Source organism: Gordonia sp. NPDC003429 (assembly GCF_053588575.1).
In genome coordinates, this window is the sequence record NZ_JBSFQF010000005.1 from 220,907 (window position 1) to 240,799 (window position 19,893).

Sequence of the window (19,893 nt, forward strand, 5' to 3'; positions counted from 1 at the left end):
CGGTCGCACGCGGTCGTGCGGTGTGGCATTTTCTAGTCGTGAAAGCATTCCGCCGGTTCACCGTTCGTGTGCCGCTTCCCGCACCGCTGTCGGATCTGGCAGACCTGGCCCACAACCTGCGCTGGGTGTGGCATCCGCCCACACAGGACCTGTTCGCCACGATCGACCCGGACCGCTGGGCGGCGATCGGTGACCCGTCCCGACTGCTCGCCGAGGTGCGCCCCGAACGGCTCGCCGAACTCGCCGAGGACGAGTCGTTCCGGCAACGCCTGACCCAGCTCCGGGCCGATCTCGACCGTTACTGCTCGGCCCCGCGGTGGTACGGGAACGAGGAGGCGACCGGGAAGGCCATGCCGCCCGGAATCGCCTACTTCTCGATGGAATACGGCATTTCGGAGGTGCTGCCGATCTACTCCGGCGGTCTCGGGATCCTGGCGGGCGACCACCTCAAGGCAGCGTCGGACCTCGGTCTGCCGCTGATCGGCGTCGGCCTGTTCTATCGGTCCGGCTTCTTTCGCCAGAGCCTCTCCCACGACGGATGGCAGATCGAGCGGTACCAGGTGAACGATCCGGGCGCGCTCCCGTTGACACTGCTCACCGACGGCAACGACACACCGGTCCTCATCGACGTCTCGATGCCCGGTGGACGGACTCTGCACGCGCAGGTGTGGGTGGCCACGGTGGGCCGAATCCCGTTGCTGCTGCTCGATTCCGACCTTTCGCTCAATGACGACGAGCTCCGCGCGATCACCGACCGGCTCTACGGGGGTGATCAGGATCACCGCATCAAGCAGGAGATCCTGCTGGGTATCGGCGGTGTGCGCGCGCTGCGGGAGTATGTCCGCGTCACCGGGCACCCGGAGCCGACGGTGTTCCACATGAACGAGGGGCACGCCGGCTTTCTCGGCGTCGAACGCATCCGGGAACTCGTCGACTCTCCTGCCGCGCTCGATTTCGACTCCGCCGAGTCGGTGGTGCGCGCCTCGAACATCTTCACCACGCACACACCGGTGCCCGCCGGCATCGACCGGTTCCCCGACGACATGGTGCGCTACTACCTCGACGCGGGCCCCGACGGCATGTCCCGGCTGCTGCCGGGTCTGTCGGCCCGGACCGTGCTCGAACTCGGTGACGAATCCGAGCCAGGTGTCTTCAACATGGCGCACATGGGATTTCGGCTCGGCCAGCGATCCAACGGAGTGTCGCGGTTGCACGGTGCGGTCAGCCGCGAGATGTTCGCCGACCTGTGGCCGGGATTCGACGCAGCGCAGGTGCCGATCGGGTCGGTGACCAATGGTGTGCACGGTCCCACCTGGGTGGCCCGACCGTTCCTGGACCTGTGCCGCAACAACCTGGACGCGGCGTCGGAGGTGTTCGCGGCGATGTCGTCGGCGGACCTGTGGCGCATCCGTTCGGACCTGCGTGCCGGGTTGGTGACCGAAGTGCGCAGACGGGCGTACCAATCGGGCCGCGACCGTGGATTCAGCGACGCCGAATTGGGCTGGACCGGCGATCTTTTCGATCCGCAGGTGCTCACCATCGGGTTCGCGCGGCGCGCGGCCACCTACAAGCGACTCACCCTGATGCTGCGGGATCCGGATCGGATGCGGCGCATCCTGACCGATCCGCAGCGCCCGGTGCAACTGGTGATCGCCGGGAAGGCACACCCTGCCGATGACGCCGGAAAGGCGCTCATCCAGCAGGTGATCCGATTCACCGAGGACCCCGAACTGCGTGACCGCATCGTCTTCCTCCCCGATTACGACATCTCGATGGCCCGCCACATCTACGCGGGGTGCGACGTATGGCTCAACAATCCGGTGCGGCCGATGGAGGCGTGTGGCACGTCGGGAATGAAGTCCGCGCTCAACGGTGGTCTCAACCTGTCGATTCTCGACGGATGGTGGGACGAGATGGCCGACGGCGAGAACGGCTGGGCGATCCCGTCCGCCGAGGGGGTGACCGACGTCTATCGCCGCGACGACCTGGAGGCCGAGGCGCTCTACACACTTCTCGAGGACACCGTGGTGCCGATGTACTACAACCGGGACGCCGACGGGGTACCCGAACGCTGGGTCGAGATGGTCCGGCACACACTGAGCAGGCTCGGTCCCAAGGTGTTGGCCTCGCGGATGGTCCGTGACTACACCCTCGACTTGTACGCCCCGGCCGGGCGCTCCTACGTCCAGGCGTGCGCCGACGACTACGCCGCGGCCCGTTCGCTCGCCGACCTGCGCAACCGCCTGGCCAAGTCGTGGCCCGCGGTGAAGGTCGCTGCCCTCGACGAGGGTATCGGCCCCGATTCCGACGAACTCTCACTCACGGCGCACGTGGAGTTGGGCGATCTCGCACCCGACGAGGTGACGGTGCAGGCGGTGCTCGGTCGGGTGACCGACGACGGCGACATCTACGATGCCGTGTTCATCGACATGGCATCGACCGAGCCGGAATCGCAGGGTCGCACCCTGTTCAGCGCCAAGGGGCGGCCATACCGGTCCGGGGTGCTCGGCTACACCGCACGGGTGGTGCCCCGGCACCGGCTGCTCACCGACGCCGCCGAACTGGGCCTGGTGCACTACCCGGAGGTCAGTGGGGAGGCACCGGCCGTCGGCATTCCGGGCTAGTGCGCCGATTCGTGGCTAGTGTGCCTTCTTCAGCCGCAGCCGCGAGTAGGTGAAGCCGAGCAGCGCCACCGCGATCAGCGCGAGCATTCCGTAGCACAGGGCGAGGTGGGCCACTGACGGATCCCACAGCGTTGCGCCCTTGGTCTGGGGAGCCAGCGGCGAGATCCGGTTCAGGTCGACGGCCTGCGCCGCGGCGGCATATCCCCAGTACGACGGAAAGATCCACGACAGCTGTTCGAGTCCGGGTGCGGTGAGCCGGAACAGGCCCCCGCAGAACACCAGCTGCACCATCACGGCGATCACCAGCGGCGGCATCACCTGTTCGTTGGAACGCACGGCCGACGAGATGGCCAGTCCCACCAGGGTGCTGACGCAGGCGAGCACCGCGATGGCCACGAACAATTCGATGGCGCCGGGCAGCAGCACACCCGCGCCGGGCAGTCCGCGGCGGGAGTAGGTGATGGCCACCATCACCGCACTCTGCAGCACGGCGGCGATGAAGAACACCACCACCTTCGCGGCCAGATACGCCCCGGGCCGGAGGCCGACGGCCCGTTCCCGCTCGAAGATGTCGCGTTCGCCGACGAGGTCACGCACCGTCAGTGCGGCACCCATGAACGTGGCGCCGACGACGAGGACCACCAGCACCTGTACCGCTTCGCCCGCGGTGTCGGCGGAGCGGTTGACGTCGAAACCCACCGAGCCGGGGATCACCAGGGTCAGCAGTCCCAGCACGACCGGTAGCAAGAGCAGGAACACCAGGTAACCGGTATCGGCGAAGATGAGCCGGATCTGTCTGCGCGCCACCGTGCCCGCCTGCCGCGCGGCGCTGGTCTGGGGCACCGGGACCGGCGGCCCGGGCGGGCGCAGCGGTGGCGGCGGCGTCGAGGTGTGCCGGCTGCGCTGCAGGTAACGCTGGTGGGCGGTATCGGGCTGGGCTGCGACGAAGGCGAAGATCTCGGCCCAGTCGGAGGTTCCCATCGCCTCGTCCACCTGGTCGGGATTCCCGTAGAACGCGGTCTTGCCGCCCGGGGCCAGTAGCAGCACCTGATCGCACATCGACAGATATGTCAGCGAGTGGGTCACCACCAGCACCACGCGCCCGGCGTCGGCCAGACGCCGCAGCGTGGCCATCACCTGTCGGTCGAGCGCCGGGTCGAGCCCGGAGGTGGGTTCGTCCAGGATGAGCAGTGACGGACCGGTGAGGAGTTCCATCGCCACCGAAGCCCGCTTCTGCTGGCCGCCGGAGAGCTTCTCCACACGGGTGTCGACATGCTCGAGCAATTGCAGTTCGGAGAGCACGCCGTTGATCACGTTGTCACGGTCGGCGGTGCTCAGGTCGGGCGGGAGCCGCAACTCGGCGGCATACCGCAGCGCCTGGCGCAGCGTCAGTTTGTGGTGCAGCACGTCCTTCTGCGGCACCATGCCGATTCGGGTGCGCAGTGCCTCGTACTCCTCGTGGACGCTGCGGTTCTCGAAGGTCACCCGACCGCTGGTGGGCGCGTTGAGTCCCGCGACGATCCGCGACACCGTCGATTTGCCCGCACCCGACGGGCCGATCACCGCGGTCAGCGTTCCCGGACGAGCGCTGAACTCGACATCGGCGAGCAGCCGTTTGCCGCCGTCGACCACCAGGCTCACACCCTGGACCTGCAATCCTCCCGACACCACGGCACCGGCCTGACCGCGCATGAGGGTGCCGCCGGACACCACGAAGTCGCTGTTGCCGATCGTGACGACGCTGCCCTCGGTCAGGCGCGCCCGGTCGACCCGCTGCCCGTTCACATACGTGCCGTTGACGCTGCGCAGATCCTCGAGGTACAGCCCGTCGGGCTGGGTGATCACGCGGGCGTGGTGGCGGGATGCGAGCACGTCGCTCACCACGATGTCGTTGTCCGGGGTGCGGCCGATGGTCTGGACCCCCGACAGCGAGATGCTCTCCCGGCCGGGTGGCGTGGTCTGTCCGGGCACGCGATAGACCGCCGACACGTTCTGTTGCAGCGATTGCAGGTGCGGGGCGTTGCGCAGTTCCGGTGGCATGGGCGCCACGCCGCCCTTGCGGTAGGTACCGGGGGCGGGCACCCGCATCGGCGTCGACGGCGGTTGCGGCTGCGGCTGCGGCTGTGGCGCCATCGGCATCCGCCCGGATGCCGGTTGCGGCACGGGCCCCCGACCAGAGGGCGGCACGGGTGCACCGACCGCGGCATCGAGCACCGGCCCGGTCGCCGGATCACCGAGGCGTACCTGCACCGAACCGTTCAGGGGCAGCTCCCCCACCCGCCGGCCGCTGGCGAACACACCGTTGGTGCTGCCGATATCGACCAGCCACCACCGATCGCCGCGCCATTCGACGGCGAGGTGACGGCGCGACACCAGCGGATGGTTCACCACGATGTCGTTGTCCGGCGTTCGTCCCACGGTGATCCGGGCCGACTTACCGAGCGGGTGCGTCTGCCCCGCGACCGTGATCCGTCCGGTGGTCATCGACACGCTGTTCATCGTGTGAAAACTCTAGTGGGTGGCGACGACGAAGGCCCGGTTGCGTCGTGCAAGCGCACGACGCAACCGGGCCCGCGAAAGCCGAACCGGGTGGCTACAGGTACTGACCCGTGTTGGTCTCGGTGTCGATCGCACGGCTGGCGCCGGAACTCTTCCCGGTGACCAGCGTGCGGATGTAGACGATCCGTTCGCCCTTCTTACCGGAGATCCGTGCCCAGTCGTCGGGGTTGGTGGTGTTCGGCAGATCCTCGTTCTCGGCGAACTCGTCGAGGATCGAATCGAACAGATGCTGCACCCGGAGGCCGGGGGCACCTGTCTCCAATTGCGACTTGATGGCGTACTTCTTGGCCCGGTCCACGACGTTCTGGATCATCGCACCCGAGTTGAAGTCCTTGAAGTACATGATCTCTTTGTCGCCGTTGGCGTAGGTGACCTCGAGGAAGCGGTTGTCGTCGCTCTCGGCGTACATCCGCTCGACGACCTTCTCGATCATCGCGTTCAGGCATGCGGTGCGGTCGCCACCGAACTCGTTGAGATCGTCGACGTGCACCGGTAGCTCTTCCACCAGGTACTTCGAGAAGATGTCGATCGCCGATTCCGCGTCGGGACGTTCGATCTTGATCTTCACGTCGAGTCGACCGGGACGCAGGATGGCCGGGTCGATCATGTCCTCGCGGTTGGATGCGCCGATGACGATCACGTTCTCGAGGCCTTCGACACCGTCGATCTCGCTGAGCAGCTGCGGCACCACCGTGGTCTCCACGTCCGAGGACACGCCCGAGCCGCGGGTGCGGAAGATCGAGTCCATCTCGTCGAAGAACACGATCACCGGAGTTCCCTCCGACGCCTTCTCGCGGGCACGCTGGAAGATGAGGCGGATGTGCCGCTCGGTCTCGCCGACGAACTTGTTCAGCAGCTCCGGGCCCTTGATGTTGAGGAAGTAGGACTTGGCCTCCTTCGCATCGTCGCCACGGGCCTGGGCGATCTTCTTGGCCAGGGAGTTGGCCACCGCCTTGGCGATCAGCGTCTTGCCGCAACCGGGCGGACCGTAGAGCAGCACGCCCTTCGGCGGCCGCAGCGCGTAGTCGCGGAACAGATCCTTGTGCAGGAACGGAAGCTCCACCGCATCGCGGATCTGTTCGATCTGCCTGCCCAGCCCACCGATGTCCTCGTAGCCCACATCGGGAACTTCCTCGAGCACCAGATCTTCCACCTCGGCCTTGGGCACGCGCTCGAAGGCGAATCCGGCCTTGGTGTCGATCAGCAGCGAGTCGCCCGGACGCAGTTTGCGCCGCTGCCCGTCCTCGCCGTCCACGTCGCCGAGCAGCGGTTCGGCGAGCCACACCACGCGCTCCTCGTCGGCATGACCCACCACGAGGGCACGCTCGCCGTCGCCGAGCACCTCGCGCAGGGTGCTGATCTCGCCGACCGAATCGTATTCGCCGGCCTCGACGATCGTGAGTGCCTCGTTGAGGCGCAGCGTCTGCCCCTTGCGGAGCGTGTCCACGTCGATGTTGGGCGAGCAGGTCAGGCGCATCTTGCGACCCGAGGTGAACACGTCGACGGTCTGGTCGGGATGGATGTCGAGCAGAACGCCGTAGCCGCTGGGCGGCTGGCCGAGGCGGTCGACCTCCTCGCGGAGAGCCACCAGCTGCTGCCGTGCTTCCTTGAGCGTCTCCAGGAGCTTCGCGTTGCGTGCCGTGAGGTTGTCCACCCGGTTCTGGAGATCCGTCGTCTCGGCACCACGGGCGAACGACGATCCCTCACCGTCCGGACGCATGACGGGTGAACTGTAGGCGGGGGTGAACGTCTCCTCGGGCACGTTCGACGTCCTGCCGTGATTCTCACCGGAGGTTTCGTGGCGATCAGATTCGGTCATTGCTGACTCCTCTCCCCGGCAATCGCCCCCCATCGGGAACGCTTGCGCCGTAACCCCACGCTACCGGGGTGCGGCAAATATCGCCCTGCACCGCGCAACCCGCGGTGTTGACGACGTGTTAAATGTGTGTCTTCGCAACGTATTCGCGATGTTTCACCGGGTAAACCGGACGTGGTTCAGCCTCGCGTCGGGCGGCGTTGTACACGCAGTGTGGTGACGCCGTCCGCGAGGCGACGTGCAGTGACCAGAAAAGCGGTGTGCCCTTGCATTTTGTGCTCCGGCCGCACGGCGAGCCCGACCGCGCTCCAGTCACGCACCAGTGATTCCCACGCCCGCGGCTCGGTCCAGCATTCCTGTGCGCGCAGCGCCTCGATGATTCGCGACAACTGGGTGACCGTTGCCACATAGATGGTCAAGACCCCGCCTGGTTTCAACACCGTTCGAACGACGTCGAGCGGTTCCCACGGCGCGAGCATGTCGAGGATGATGCGGTCGAACCGCTCATCGGTGTCGATGTCGGCGAGGTCGGCGATCACCAGCGACCAGTTGTCGGGGGCACCGCCGAAAAAGGTGTCGACGTTGCGTCGGGCGTGCTCGGCGTGGTCGTCACGGATCTCGTAGGAGACCACCTCACCGGCCGGCCCCACGGCACGCAGCAGCGAACAGGTCAGCGCGCCGGACCCTGCGCCGGCCTCGAGTACCCGGGCACCGGGGAAGATATCGCCCTCGGTGACGATCTGGGCGGAGTCCTTCGGGTAGATGACCTGAGCACCACGTGGCATGGACAGCACATAGTCGATCAGCAGCGGGCGCAGCGCGAGGTATTCGGTGCCGCTGGTGGCCGAGACGATGCTGCCCTCGGGGGCGCCGATGAGATCGTCGTGGGCGATGGCACCGCGATGGGTGTGGAAGAGTTTGCCGGGTTCGAGCACAACGGTGAACTTGCGACCCTTCGCGTCGCTGAGCTGGACCCGATCGCCCACGGTGAATGCGCCACTCGCCGCCATTACTGAAGTACCCTCCTGGGACTGAAGTGATGCATGTGACCAGGGTGTTTGGTAGAACCGGTGGTCGTGCATGTCGGACGGCGTTTATGTCAGCGCCGCGCCCTACCCTGCCAAATGTGAGCATGACCGCCTACGCCGGGGCGACAGATCCCGGTTCGCAGACCTCGTCGCGGGGACTGGTCGGCAGGCCGCTGGCCCTGTCACCGTCACGTGCCGCCGACTTCAAACAGTGTCCCCTGCTCTACCGATATCGGGCCATCGACCGTTTTCCCGAGCGCCCCACCGCGGCTCAAACCCGTGGCACCGTGGTGCACGCGGCGCTGGAGAATCTGTTCGACATCCCCGCTGCCCTGCGCACCCGTGAGTCCGCGGAATTTCTCGTCGAGGGCGCGTGGGCGGCGATGTGCGAGGCCGACCCGGAGCTGGCCACCGTCGTCACCGACGCCGAGCAGGGACGCTTCCTCGCCGACGCGTTCGGGCTGATCGCCAACTACTACCGGCTGGAGAACCCCACGGCGTTCGATGCCGATGCGGTGGAGGAACACGTCGAGATCGAATCCGACGACGTCTTGATGCGCGGATTCATCGACCGCATCGACGTGGCGCCCACCGGGGAGATCCGCATCGTCGACTACAAGACGGGGCGATCTCCCGGAGAGGGATTCGAGGCCAAAGCGCTGTTCCAGATGAAGTTCTACGCCCTGGCAATCCTGCGAATCCGCGGCGTGGTGCCGCACCGGCTGCAGCTGATGTATCTCTCGGACGGTCAGGTGCTCACCTACCAACCCGACCGCGACGAACTCGAGAGGTTCGCGCGCACGTTGTCGGCGATCTGGCGGGCCATTCGCGCGGCGGTGGCCACCGGCGACTTCCGTCCCCGTCGGTCACGGCTGTGTGCCTCGTGCGAGCACAAGGTGCGGTGTCCCGAATTCGGCGGCGAGATTCCCGAGTACCCCGGACCGCCCGCGGGTTTCGGTTCTCCCGACACCTAGACCCACTCGACTGCTAGACCCACTCGACTGCTAGTCGGACTGCGCGCCGGCTCCGGAACTGCCCGGCCCCGAACTCTCGCCGGCGGCACCCGCTCCCCCGCCGCCCGCGGATGGGGGCCCGCCCGTCCCGCTGTCGCTCGTCCCTGTGTCGCCCGTGACGGCGTTGGCACCGGCGGCGGCATGCGGAGCGTCACCGCCGGTCGCGTCGGAACCAGACCCGCCCGACTCGGGCGCGGCATGTCGGCCGCCACCGGTGGAAGGCTGTTCGGAGCGCTGGTGGCGGCCTCCGCCGAGGAGTTGATGCCGGCCACCCGGTGGGGGCGCAGGTGTCGTGGACGGCGGGGTTACGGCATCCTCGGCGGTCACGCCGTGGTCGGAACCTGCGACCGGCGCGGTCGGAGACGGCGGGGAGTCGACGACAGGTTCGCTGTAGGCCGTCACGGCCGGGCCGGCGTCGGCGGCGATGTCGGGCGATGTGGTTGTGCCGGAATCGGATTGGTGTGGGGTCTGGGCGACACGCTGTGCGGGCGTGGTGACCACCGGAGCCGCCGGATCGGCGGTGGCCTTCAGGGGTTCCTGCAGCGGATAGAACGCGTTGTTGACCGTGTCCCACCGCTCGAGTTGCTCGTCTGTGGTGTCGAGGCCGGCGTCTGTGCGCACCATCTGTGCCAGCAGCGTCAGCGGATGGTGCGTGGTGCGATAGATCAGGTAGGTGGTGTCGCCGTCCTCGCTGTACAGATGCGTCGGCGGATCCATCTCGTTGAGGGTTGCGTAATTCTCCGAACCCCCGCCGGAGTGGATCGTCAAAAACCCGGCGAGATCGACCACCAGGGAGCTGACGGGCCGAAACCACACCCACTGGAAGTTGGCGACGGGATCACCCACGATGATCACCGAGGTGACGTCGGTGTCGCCCGTGGCGCCCGGGTCGCGCGCCCCGTTCGATTCGGCCCCGAACGCATCCATCGCCATGCTCACCATGAAGTGCTGTTTCGCCCACGACTTGAGGCCCCAGGGACTCCGGGGATCGGAGATCAGCAGGATCTTCGTGGTGGTCGACCCGGTCAACAGGTCGTCGGCATAGGCCAGCTCCGCGGCATTGCCGAGGGCCTCGGCACCCTGCGAATACCCCGTGTAGACGACGACCGCACCCGTGTTCTGCAACGCAGCCATCACGGCGAGGTTGCGTTGCACGGCGACCTCTCGTGAGGCGTCGTAGCCGGGTGCGAGCATCGGTGACGACACGTCGGCCTTGCCGGCGATGAACGGCCCCAGCGACTGCGGGTAGTCGACGATGTAGGTGGTGCGATCGCCCCGGAGACCCTTGATTCGCGGATACAGCGTGGTGTCGTCGGTGCCCGGGGTCACCACCATGATGACGTCGGGGTTGTTGTCCACCTGACGATCGCGGTAGTACCAGTTGACCTGCCCCGGCTCCCCGGTGTACGGGTCGGCGTTCTCAATCACTCCGTCATCGAGAAGGCCGTCGAGCTGCGCCTGCGCCGCTGCGGGCACCTGCGCGCCGGCCGCGCTGCTCGCGAAGACCGTCGGGGCGATCGCCCCGAGGCACAGTGCGCAGCCGACGGCACTCGCGCCGACAGTTCTCTTGAAACCGGTCGTTTTCGCCGGCGTTCGTGTCTTCATCAGCGTTGACATGGTTTCCCGCCATCACAAGCGATGCCGGAGAAGTTCGTTAGGAACGCAAAACTTCTTCGTCACCGAGATCTGGATATGCAGTTCATCGAACTCGCTGAGCATGACGGGGATCGTCGCAGAATGGATTGACTCCCCGGCGCAATTACTCCGATCGAACTACCCGAATTCCCCATTTCGGACGACGCCGCCCCGTGTGCGAGGCCACCCGGGAACGGCCGTGACATACGCTCCGCGGATGGAGAGCCACTATTACGCCCGGGTCGACGGGATTCCCGACGCCGACGAGGATGCCGACACCTACGAGTACTTCACTCCGACGTCGGCGACCCTGAGCGTGTGGTCACCCGACATCCAGCACGGCGGACCACCCGCGGGACTGCTGATGCGCGCGTTGCTGCGGACCGCCTCCGACCCGAGTCAGCATTTCACCCGCGTCACCACCGAGATCCTCGGTCCCATCGGCTTGGGACTCAACCGGGTGCGCGCTCGTATCCTGCGGCCGGGCAAGCAGATCACTCTGCTCGGGGCCGACCTCGAGGTGCAACAGCGCGACGGCAGTTTCCGCCTGACCGCCCAGAGCATCGGCTGGCGGATGAGGACCGCCGACACCGCCACGGTGGCTCGGTCACCGCACCCGGCGCTCCCCGCCCCGGAGACCCTGCCGATCACCACCGGAATCAGCGTCGACACGGGCCCAGGGGTCGATTGGGGAACCGTCGGATTCATCGGGACCACCGAGACCGCGGCGACCGATGGACGCCACGGAGAGACCCCCGCGGTGTGGATCCGCCCGGCCATCCCGCTCGTCGAGGGCGGAACCATGTCGAACCTCGAGTCGGTGTTCACCGTCCTCGACGTCGCCAACGGGCTGGGTTCGACGCTGCGTCCCGACCGGTGGACGTGGATGAACACCGACACCACGATCCACCTGGTGGCTCCGCCGACCAGTCCCTGGTTGGGCATCGACGCCGATCTGGTGACCGGCCGCCACGGGTTCGGGGCGACGTTCGCCGACCTCTACGACGTCAGCGGATATCTGGGGCGGTCGGCGCAGACCGTCCTGCTCGAAGCCCGTTCGGGCGGCTGATCAGAAGCGGCAGGAACGGATGTCGGAGGCCAGGATCGCCCGGGCGCCGAGTTCGGACAGGTCGTCCATGAGGTTCTGGTGGTCGCGACGGGGCACCATCGCGCGTACGGCCACCCATTCCGGGTCCGCCATGGGTGCAACGGTCGGCGATTCGAGCCCAGGGGTGAGGGTGGTGGCCTGTTCGAGGATCGACCGGGGGCAGTCGTAATCGATCATCACGTACTGCTGGCCGAACACGACGCCCTGCACACGCTTGATGAATTGGGTCGCGGCCTTCTCGGCAACGGTGCCCGCCCGGCTGACCAGCACCCCTTCGGAGTCGCAGAGTGATTCACCGAAGGCGACGAGTCCGTGCTGACGCAACGTGCGCCCCGAGCCCACCACATCGGCGATGGCGTCGGCCACACCGAGTTGGATGGAGATCTCGACGGCCCCGTCGAGGCGGATGATGTCGGCGGTCAGGCCACGCTCTGCGAGGTCGCGGCGAACCAGATTCGGATACGACGTCGCGATACGCTTGCCCGCCAGGTCGTCGACGGTCCAGTCCGTGCCGGCGGGTGCGGCGTAGCGGAAACTCGACGACCCGAAGCCCATGGCGAGTTGCTCGTCGACGTCGGCACCGGAATCGCGGGCCAGGTCACGGCCGGTGATGCCGAGGTCGAGCGTGCCCGCGCCGACGTAGATGGCGATGTCCTTGGGACGGAGGAAGAAGAATTCGACCCCGTTGGTGGTGTCGAGAACGGTGAGGTCTTTCGCGTCGGATCGTTTGCGGTATCCGGCCTCGGCGAGCACCGCGGCCGCCGATTCTGAGAGGGCGCCCTTGTTGGGAACTGCGACACGCAGCATGGTCACTCCGGTGATTGGTGGTTGGTCATCCAGGACGAGGTTCTCCGGCCGCACCGAATGGGGTGCGGCCTACAGATGCCGGTAGACGTCCTGCAGCGACAGTCCGCGTTTGATCATCATCACCTGTAACCAGTAGATGAGCTGCGAGATCTCCTCGGCGAGCGACTCGTCGGATTCGTGTTCGGCGGCCAGCCACACTTCGCCGGCCTCCTCGATGATCTTCTTGCCGAGCGTGTGGATGCCGGCGTCGAGGGCCGCGACGGTGCCGCTGCCGGCAGGGCGGTGCGCCGCCTTGTCGGTCAGTTCGGCATACAGCTCGTCGAAGGTTTTCACGAGTTCTTATCCTCGCATGACGACGATGTCGAGGTCGGCGAGGGTCAGTCCCTCCAGACTGCTCCGGAAGGTGCGAGCGAGGCCGGGCGCAACCGCGGCCGCCGAGGGCACCACGAGTGTCGAGCACCCTGCCGCCACCGCCGACGCGGTTCCCGCGGGTGAATCCTCAATGGCCGCGCAGGCGCGCGCATCAACTCCCAGCAATGCAGCCGCCCGCAGATACGGGTCGGGCGCGGGCTTGCCCTGCTCCACCTCGTCGCCGCAGACGGTGGCCACGAACCGGTGACGCCCGAGCGTGTCGAGCGCCAGTTCGGTGAGCTCGCGCACCGTGTTGGTCACCAGCGCCATCGGAATCCCTGCGGACGCGACCATGTCCAGGGCGTCGGCAGCTCCCGGCCGCCAGGGCAGGTCCTCGCGGAAGAGTTCGGCCACCCGGTCGAGCAGCCACCGGTCGTCGGCGGCGTAGTCGCGTGCCTCGGGTGGCACGCCTGCCGCGTCGTACACCTTGGTGAGCGCGTCGACCATCGAGTTGCCGAGCGTCGACTCGCGAAGTTCGCGGGTCATGGTGAAGCCCTGTCGCGCGGAGAGTTCGGCCACCGCGACGTCCCAGAGCACCTCGGAATCGAGCAGCGTGCCGTCCATGTCCCAGAACACGGCGGCGGGCGGCGTCCTCGACGCTCGATTCGTCACTCCAGCATCTTCCCGGACGGCGCCGCCCGCAGCCCAATCCGGTGGCGGCGGTCACGCTCGCCGCGAGTGAAGCGGGGCCCGACGGAGGGTGTCGACCACCGCGTAGACCACGCCGAGGGCGGCCGCCGCCATGAACGACGCATACACGGTGAGCGCGGAGTCTCCCCGGCCCGACGAGTACCCGCCGGTACCGGATCCGCCTGCACCGTGTCCACCCGCACCGGCGCCACCTTCGGCACCGGGAGGTGCGTCGTGACCGCCGGGGCCACCGGCCGGGCCATGCCCACCCCAGCCACCGGCGGGGCCACCCCGACCGGTTGCACCGGGACCGCCGTGCGAGCCGCCCATCCCGCCGCCGAAGCCGTGGCCCTGGTCGCCGGCCAGCGACGAGTGATACACACCGATCGCCGAGGCCTGGATCAGCACGGGCACGGCGACGAACCACAGCGGCAGATAGAACGCCGCCACGACGCTGAGGACCTCGGCCAGGTAGAAGTACCGGTCGTGCATGTTCGGCAGCAAGAAGGGCACGATCACGGCGCTTGCGGTGGCCACGACCAGGATCGACGCGGGGGTCACTGCCGGGCGTTTCCACGCTGACCATCCGAGGAAGGCAGCGATCACCGCACCCGCGAGCCCGATACCGAGGTAAGCCAGCCACGTGGCGTCGCCCGAGATCGGGATGAGCTGGTACAGGTTGGCCGCGCCCAGCGTGAGTTGCTTGTACGAATCGGTCTGATCCAGATACACCGACAGTGCCGTCGACCACGATGCCCCGGCAAGCACCGCGGGGATGTCGAGCAGCAGATACACCGCGGGTATCGCGAGCAACGCGCACCACGGCAGCCTGCGCCGGACGAGCAGCCACGCCAAGAGCGGGAACACGAAGACCGCCTGCAGCTTGAACCCGAGCGACAGCCCGAAGAACACACACGCGATCACCGAGTTCCACACGAACACACGATGGCCGGGCTCACCACGACGTGGGCCGCCGGCCTGCGCGCGCAGCAGGAAGTACACCCCACCGAGGGCCAGCGCCGAGTAGATGGCGTCGGCCTGACCCCAATACGCGCTGTTGGCGATGACCGACGGGAGAAACACGACGAGACCGAACGCGAAGGCCCGCAACCAGAATCGGTCCGTCCGCAGCGCGACGATGCGATAGGCGAAGAACGCGAGCACGAAGTCGAAGGCGACCGACAGCGCCTTGATCCCGATGAGTGACGGCACCTTCAGCACGGTGAGCAGCCAGATGAGATACAGGTACGGGTAGTTGTAGTCGGCGAACTTCTCCCTGAATGCACCGAAACCCTGCGTGTCGAGGGTGTCGTACCACCGGCTCAGAAACGCCTCATAGTCCATCGTCTGTCGATCGAGGAAGTACCAGCGCACCCCGAGGGCGACCACCACTATGGTCGCGAGCACGGGAAGGCGTATCCATGAGGGCGGACCTACGTGCCGCGACGACGCGGTGGGTGCCGAGTCGGATGGAGTGCCGTGTTGGCCGGGAGCAAGGGTGCTGGTCACCATGCCACGATGACCGGCGAAGCTGGCAGCACGGTGGGAGGCGGCTGTTAGCTTGGTCGTGGACAGGTTTGATCATCCGCACGAGAGCAACCGCTCGGAGGTAGCGATGCCGAAGACCCTCGTGTTCGGGCACCGCAATCCCGACACCGACGCGATCGGAGCCGCCATCGCGATGGCGCGGCTCGAGCAGACCACCGGTGCCGACACGGAAGCGGTGGCGCTCGGCGCGCCGAATCCCGAGACCCGCTTTGCCCTCGATCGCTTCGGGATACCGGCGCCGCGAGTGATCGAGCGGGCAGCACCCGAGGCCGCCGAGGTCATCCTCGTCGATCACAACGAACGCCAACAAAGCGTCTCCGATATCGCCGATGTGACCATCCGCAAAGTGATCGACCATCATCGCGTTGCGAACTTCGAGACCCTCGAACCCCTCTATTTCCGTGCCGAACCCGTCGGCTGCACCTGCACGATCCTGACCAACATGTACGACGAACGGTCGGTGCCCATTCCGCCCGACACGGCGGGGATCATGTTGTCGGCCATCATTTCCGACACACTGTTGCTGCACTCGCCCACCACCACCGAACTCGACCGCTCGGCGGCCACCAGGCTGGCCGCGACAGCCGGCGTCGACCTCGATGCCTATGGCCGTGAATTACTGCGTGCGGGAACCGATTTCGGTGGCAAGTCGGCTGCGGAACTCGTCGGCCTCGACGCCAAGGATTACACGATGGGATCGATCTCGGTCCGCGTCGGGCAACTCAACACGGTGGACCCGGACACGCTGCTCGGGCGCCGCGACGAACTGCTCGACGCCATGCACGTGCGCGCCGAATCCGACGGCGTCGACCTGTTCCTGCTGTTCCTCACCGACGTGTTGGCCGTCGATTCGCAGCTGTTGGTGGTGGGCAAGCCGATCGACGCGGTGGAACGGGCACTGGGGGTGACGGTCCACGACGGGCTCGCCGCCGCCCCGGGCATCGTGTCGCGCAAGAAGCAGGTCGTTCCCCAGCTCACGCGGGAGCTGCGCTGATCGAGGTTTTACCGCGCACGCTGGGGCCTGTGGCGGTTGCCGGATCCGTGGTCTACGTAGTCCTGGTGAGTCGCGGCGCCATCGGATGACCCTCACGTGTTGAAATATTTCGCCTCCGGGTGATGCAGCACGAACGCGTCGGTGGACTGTTCGGGATGCAATTGCAGTTCCTCCGACAACTCCACGCCGATGCGCTCTGGCTCGAGCAGTTCCATCATGGTGGCCCGGTCCTCCAGATTCGGGCACGCACCGTAGCCGAACGAGAAACGCGCACCACGGTATTCGAGGTCGAAGAAACCTTGTGCCTCGGCAGGGTCGTCACTGCCCAGCGAGCGGTCGCCGACGATCAATTCGCTGCGCACCCGCTGATGCCAGTACTCGGCGAGCGCCTCGGTCAGTTGCACGCCGATGCCGTGCACCTCGAGGTAGTCGCGGTAGGCGTCCGCGGCGAACAGCTCATTGGCGAAGTCGGCGATGGGCTGGCCCATGGTGACCAGTTGGAAGGGCAGCACGTCCACCTGGCCCGCGGCGATCGCGTCGTCGCGGGACCGGATGAAGTCGGCGATGCACAGGAACCTCGGTCGCTGCTGACGAGGGAAGGTGAAACTGTGCCGCACCGGCGCATCCGGGCGCGGTTCGGTGAGCACGTGCACCGTGTCACCGTCGCTGACGGCAGGAAAGTAGCCGTACACCACCGCGGCGTGCTGCAGGATGTTCTCGGTGGCCAGGCGATCGATCCAGTAGCGCAACCGGGGACGCCCTTCGGTCTCCACCAGTTCCTCGTACGACGGCCCCTCACCGCCCCGGACTCCGCGTAATCCCCACTGCCCCAGAAACAGTGCACGCTCGTCGAGGAGCTGCAGATAGTCGGCGACGGGCACGCCCTTGATGATCCGGGTGCCCCAGAACGGGGGTGTGGGAACGTCGTTGTCGGCGGCGACGTCGGAGCGTGCGGGCACCTCGACCGGCGCTTCGGCGGCCTTGCGTTTCGCGGCGATGCGCTTGGATCGTTCGTGGCGTGCCTTGCGTTCGGCGGCCTTCTGCGCGGCGGCGATCGAGTCGGCGCTTTCCGGCACCGACCCGCCGCCCCGCTTGAGCGCCATGATGTCGTCCATCAGGCGCAAACCCTCGAACGCGTCGCGTGCGTAATGCACGTGACCGTCGTAGGTGTCGGAGAGGTCGTTCTCCACGTACGTGCGGGTCAGTGCGGCGCCGCCGAGCAGCACCGGGTAGCGGTCGGCGAGTCCGCGGGCGTTGATCTCCTCGAGATTCTCCTTCATCACCACCGTGGATTTCACCAGCAGACCCGACATGCCGATCACGTCGGCGCGCTTGTCCTCGGCGGCGTCGAGAATCGCCGTGATGGGCTGCTTGATCCCGATGTTGATGACCTCGTAGCCGTTGTTGCTCAGGATGATGTCGACGAGGTTCTTGCCGATGTCGTGCACGTCGCCCTTCACGGTGGCCAGCACGATGCGGCCCTTGCCGTCCTCGTCGGAGGCCTCCATGTGTGGTTCCAGGTGTGCCACAGCGGTTTTCATCACCTCGGCCGATTGCAGCACAAACGGCAACTGCATCTGACCCGACCCGAAGAGCTCGCCGACGGTCTTCATCCCCGACAGCAATGTCTCGTTGATGATGGCCAGCGGAGGTCGCTGCGTCATCGCCTCGTCCAGATCGGCTTCCAGACCGTTGCGCTCGCCGTCGACGATGCGCCGCTCGAGCCGCTCGAACAGCGGGAGTTTCGCGAGTTCGGCCGCGCGCGACTCGCGTGCCGATGCCGCCGACACACCCTCGAACAACTCCATGAGCCGCTGCAACGGGTCATAACCCTCGCGCCTGCGGTCATACACCAGGTCGAGCGCCACCTCGCGCTGTTCCTCCGGGATGCGGGCCATCGGCAGGATCTTCGACGCGTGCACGATCGCGGTGTCGAGCCCCGCCTGCACGCACTCGTGCAGGAACACCGAGTTGAGCACCTGCCGTGCGGCCGGATTGAGCCCGAAGGAGATATTGGAGATGCCGAGCGTGAAGTGCACGTCGGGGTGCGCCTCGTGCAACCGGCGGATCGCCTCGATCGTCTCGATCCCGTCGCGGCGCACCTCCTCCTGCCCGGTGGAGATCGGGAACGTGAGGGTGTCGAGGATGATGTCCTCCTCGGCCAGGCCCCAGTTGCCGGTGATATCGGCGATGAGCCGCTGCGCCACCCGCACCTTCCAATCGGCGGTGCGGGCCTGACCCTCCTCGTCGATCGTCAGCGCGACCACCGCGGCACCGTGCTCCACCGCGAGCCGCATGATGCGAGCGAACCGCGAGTCGGGTCCGTCGCCGTCCTCGTAGTTCACCGAGTTCACCGCGCAGCGGCCACCCAATGCCTCGAGGCCTGCGCGGATCACCTCCGGTTCGGTGGAGTCGAGCATGATCGGCAGCGTCGACGAGGTGGCGAACCGGCTCGCGAGCGCGGTCATGTCGGCCGCACCGTCGCGGCCCACGTAGTCGACGTTGAGGTCGAGCATGTGGGCACCGTCGCGGGTCTGGTCTTTGGCGATGTCCAGGCACTTCTGATAGTCCTCGGCGATCATCGCCTCGCGAAACGCCTTGGAGCCGTTGGAGTTCGTGCGTTCCCCGATCACCAGGAAGCTGGCGTCCTGGTCGAAGGGCACGGCGGTGTAGAGCGACGAGGTCTCCGAGACGTGCTCGGGACGGCGCGGGGCGCGGGTGGCATCGGCCACCGCGGCGGCCACCTGCCGGATGTGCTCGGGCGTGGTACCGCAGCATCCGCCCACGAACGACAACCCGAAATCACCCACGAAGTCGGCCAGCGCGGTGGCGAGTTCGTCCGGGGCCAAGGGATATTCGGCCCCGTTGGGGCCCAGCACGGGCAATCCGGCGTTGGGCATCACCGACACCGGGATGCGGGCGTGGCGGGACAGGTAACGCAGGTGTTCACTCATCTCGGCCGGGCCGGTGGCGCAGTTCAGGCCGATCAGGTCGACGCCGAGGGGTTCGATCGCGGTCAATGCCGCCCCGATCTCCGAACCGAGCAGCATGGTGCCGGTGGTCTCGACGGTGACGTGCGAGATGATCGGAAGGTGTCGTCCCAGGTCGGCCATCGCGCGCCGGGCCGCGACCACCGCCGCCTTGACCTGCAGCAAATCCTGGGAGGTTTCCACCAGGATCGCGTCGGCACCGCCGTCGAGCATCCCGGCGACGCACTCGTAGTAGGCGTCGCGGATCACGGCGAACGTGGTGTGTCCCAGGCTCGGCAGCTTGGTGCCCGGGCCGATCGACCCCAGCACGTACCGGCCGGTGCCGTCGGCGGATGCGCCCATCTCGTCGGCCACGCCGCGAGCGATGCTGGTGCCCTTGAAGGACAGTTCCCGAATCCGGTCGGCGATGTCGTAATCACCGAGATTGGAGAGATTGCAGCCGAACGTGTTGGTCTCGACGGCGTCGGCGCCGGCTTCGAAATAGGCGCGGTGGATGGCGGCGAGCACGTCGGGCCGGGTGTCGTTGAGGATCTCGTTACAGCCTTCGAGACCGGCGAAATCATCCAGCGTCAGGTCTGCTGCCTGCAACATCGTGCCCATCGCGCCGTCGCCGATCAGTACCCGACGCGACATCGCCGAGAGGAATGTCGTGTCGAAGCCGGTGTCGTGCTCTGCGGGGGTGGACATGGTTGTCAGGGTAGTTCGCTCTCTGTTGGCTGTGGTCGTAGGC

General features: G+C 67.0%; 13 protein-coding genes. 4 read left to right on the forward strand and 9 right to left on the reverse strand.

Annotated elements, in window-relative coordinates:
• Positions 1 to 38: 38 nt before the first annotated feature.
• Positions 39 to 2,624, forward strand: a complete 2,586-nt coding sequence (gene glgP, locus ACWDSI_RS08940; protein ID WP_449756319.1) for an alpha-glucan family phosphorylase — start codon at positions 39 to 41, stop codon at positions 2,622 to 2,624.
• Between the two features lie 15 nt (positions 2,625 to 2,639).
• Here the strand turns inward: glgP and ACWDSI_RS08945 are convergent, their stop codons facing one another.
• The 3 genes from ACWDSI_RS08945 to ACWDSI_RS08955 all read right to left on the reverse strand — a co-directional run bounded on the left by ACWDSI_RS08945 (position 2,640) and on the right by ACWDSI_RS08955 (position 8,009).
• Positions 2,640 to 5,108 (reverse strand): FHA domain-containing protein, encoded by a 2,469-nt coding sequence (locus ACWDSI_RS08945; RefSeq protein WP_449746507.1) that lies wholly within the window; start codon positions 5,106 to 5,108, stop codon positions 2,640 to 2,642.
• 109 nt (positions 5,109 to 5,217) lie between these two features.
• Complete coding sequence (arc, locus tag ACWDSI_RS08950) at positions 5,218 to 7,002, reverse strand: proteasome ATPase (protein ID WP_449746317.1); 1,785 nt, start codon at positions 7,000 to 7,002, stop codon at positions 5,218 to 5,220.
• A 176-nt stretch (positions 7,003 to 7,178) separates the two neighbouring features.
• Positions 7,179 to 8,009, reverse strand: a complete 831-nt coding sequence (locus ACWDSI_RS08955; RefSeq protein ID WP_449746318.1) for a tRNA (adenine-N1)-methyltransferase — start codon at positions 8,007 to 8,009, stop codon at positions 7,179 to 7,181.
• Between the two features lie 122 nt (positions 8,010 to 8,131).
• Here ACWDSI_RS08955 and ACWDSI_RS08960 point away from each other — a divergent pair, with 122 nt between their 5' ends.
• Positions 8,132 to 9,001 carry a RecB family exonuclease gene (locus ACWDSI_RS08960; RefSeq protein WP_449746508.1) on the forward strand — a complete coding sequence of 290 codons (870 nt, stop codon included), beginning with the start codon at positions 8,132 to 8,134 and terminating at the stop codon, positions 8,999 to 9,001.
• A 30-nt stretch (positions 9,002 to 9,031) separates the two neighbouring features.
• Here the strand turns inward: ACWDSI_RS08960 and ACWDSI_RS08965 are convergent, their stop codons facing one another.
• Complete coding sequence (locus ACWDSI_RS08965; RefSeq protein WP_449746319.1) at positions 9,032 to 10,645, reverse strand: PE-PPE domain-containing protein; 1,614 nt, start codon at positions 10,643 to 10,645, stop codon at positions 9,032 to 9,034.
• Positions 10,646 to 10,892: 247 nt separating this feature from the next.
• Here ACWDSI_RS08965 and ACWDSI_RS08970 point away from each other — a divergent pair, with 247 nt between their 5' ends.
• A complete protein-coding gene (locus ACWDSI_RS08970) occupies positions 10,893 to 11,744 on the forward strand; it encodes a thioesterase family protein (protein WP_449756320.1) in 852 nt (283 codons plus the stop codon).
• On the opposite strand, the gene hisG is transcribed toward ACWDSI_RS08970, so the two are convergent.
• The 4 genes from hisG to ACWDSI_RS08990 all read right to left on the reverse strand — a co-directional run bounded on the left by hisG (position 11,745) and on the right by ACWDSI_RS08990 (position 15,038).
• A complete protein-coding gene (gene hisG, locus ACWDSI_RS08975) occupies positions 11,745 to 12,590 on the reverse strand; it encodes an ATP phosphoribosyltransferase (protein WP_449746321.1) in 846 nt (281 codons plus the stop codon). It abuts the gene before it with no gap.
• Between the two features lie 69 nt (positions 12,591 to 12,659).
• The gene (locus ACWDSI_RS08980) at positions 12,660 to 12,923 is read right to left on the reverse strand and encodes a phosphoribosyl-ATP diphosphatase (RefSeq protein ID WP_449746322.1); all 264 of its coding nucleotides are present in this window, start codon (positions 12,921 to 12,923) and stop codon (positions 12,660 to 12,662) included.
• 6 nt (positions 12,924 to 12,929) lie between these two features.
• The gene (locus tag ACWDSI_RS08985; protein ID WP_449746323.1) at positions 12,930 to 13,613 is read right to left on the reverse strand and encodes an HAD family hydrolase; all 684 of its coding nucleotides are present in this window, start codon (positions 13,611 to 13,613) and stop codon (positions 12,930 to 12,932) included.
• A 51-nt stretch (positions 13,614 to 13,664) separates the two neighbouring features.
• Entirely contained in the window at positions 13,665 to 15,038 is a 1,374-nt protein-coding gene (locus ACWDSI_RS08990; protein WP_449746324.1) for a hypothetical protein, read from the reverse strand.
• A gap of 208 nt (positions 15,039 to 15,246) precedes the next feature.
• On the opposite strand from ACWDSI_RS08990, the gene ACWDSI_RS08995 reads away from it, so the two are divergent.
• Complete coding sequence (locus ACWDSI_RS08995; protein WP_449746325.1) at positions 15,247 to 16,173, forward strand: manganese-dependent inorganic pyrophosphatase; 927 nt, start codon at positions 15,247 to 15,249, stop codon at positions 16,171 to 16,173.
• A 92-nt stretch (positions 16,174 to 16,265) separates the two neighbouring features.
• Here the strand turns inward: ACWDSI_RS08995 and metH are convergent, their stop codons facing one another.
• On the reverse strand, positions 16,266 to 19,850 hold the full coding sequence (gene metH / locus ACWDSI_RS09000; protein ID WP_449746326.1) for a methionine synthase: 3,585 nt from the start codon (positions 19,848 to 19,850) through the stop codon (positions 16,266 to 16,268).
• Positions 19,851 to 19,893: the final 43 nt, after the last annotated feature.

Excerpts from the sequence above, each read along its gene's own strand:
- ACWDSI_RS08965 (WP_449746319.1), bottom strand. The coding sequence starts at position 10,645 with ATGAAGACACGAACGCCGGCGAAAACGACCGGTTTCAAGAGAACTGTC.
- ACWDSI_RS08960 (WP_449746508.1), top strand. The coding sequence starts at position 8,132 with ATGACCGCCTACGCCGGGGCGACAGATCCCGGTTCGCAGACCTCGTCG.
- metH (WP_449746326.1), bottom strand. The coding sequence starts at position 19,850 with ATGTCCACCCCCGCAGAGCACGACACCGGCTTCGACACGACATTCCTC.
- ACWDSI_RS08995 (WP_449746325.1), top strand. The coding sequence starts at position 15,247 with ATGCCGAAGACCCTCGTGTTCGGGCACCGCAATCCCGACACCGACGCG.
- ACWDSI_RS08945 (WP_449746507.1), bottom strand. The coding sequence starts at position 5,108 with ATGACCACCGGACGGATCACGGTCGCGGGGCAGACGCACCCGCTCGGT.
- hisG (WP_449746321.1), bottom strand. The coding sequence starts at position 12,590 with ATGCTGCGTGTCGCAGTTCCCAACAAGGGCGCCCTCTCAGAATCGGCG.
- ACWDSI_RS08970 (WP_449756320.1), top strand. The coding sequence starts at position 10,893 with ATGGAGAGCCACTATTACGCCCGGGTCGACGGGATTCCCGACGCCGAC.
- ACWDSI_RS08955 (WP_449746318.1), bottom strand. The coding sequence starts at position 8,009 with ATGGCGGCGAGTGGCGCATTCACCGTGGGCGATCGGGTCCAGCTCAGC.
- arc (WP_449746317.1), bottom strand. The coding sequence starts at position 7,002 with ATGACCGAATCTGATCGCCACGAAACCTCCGGTGAGAATCACGGCAGG.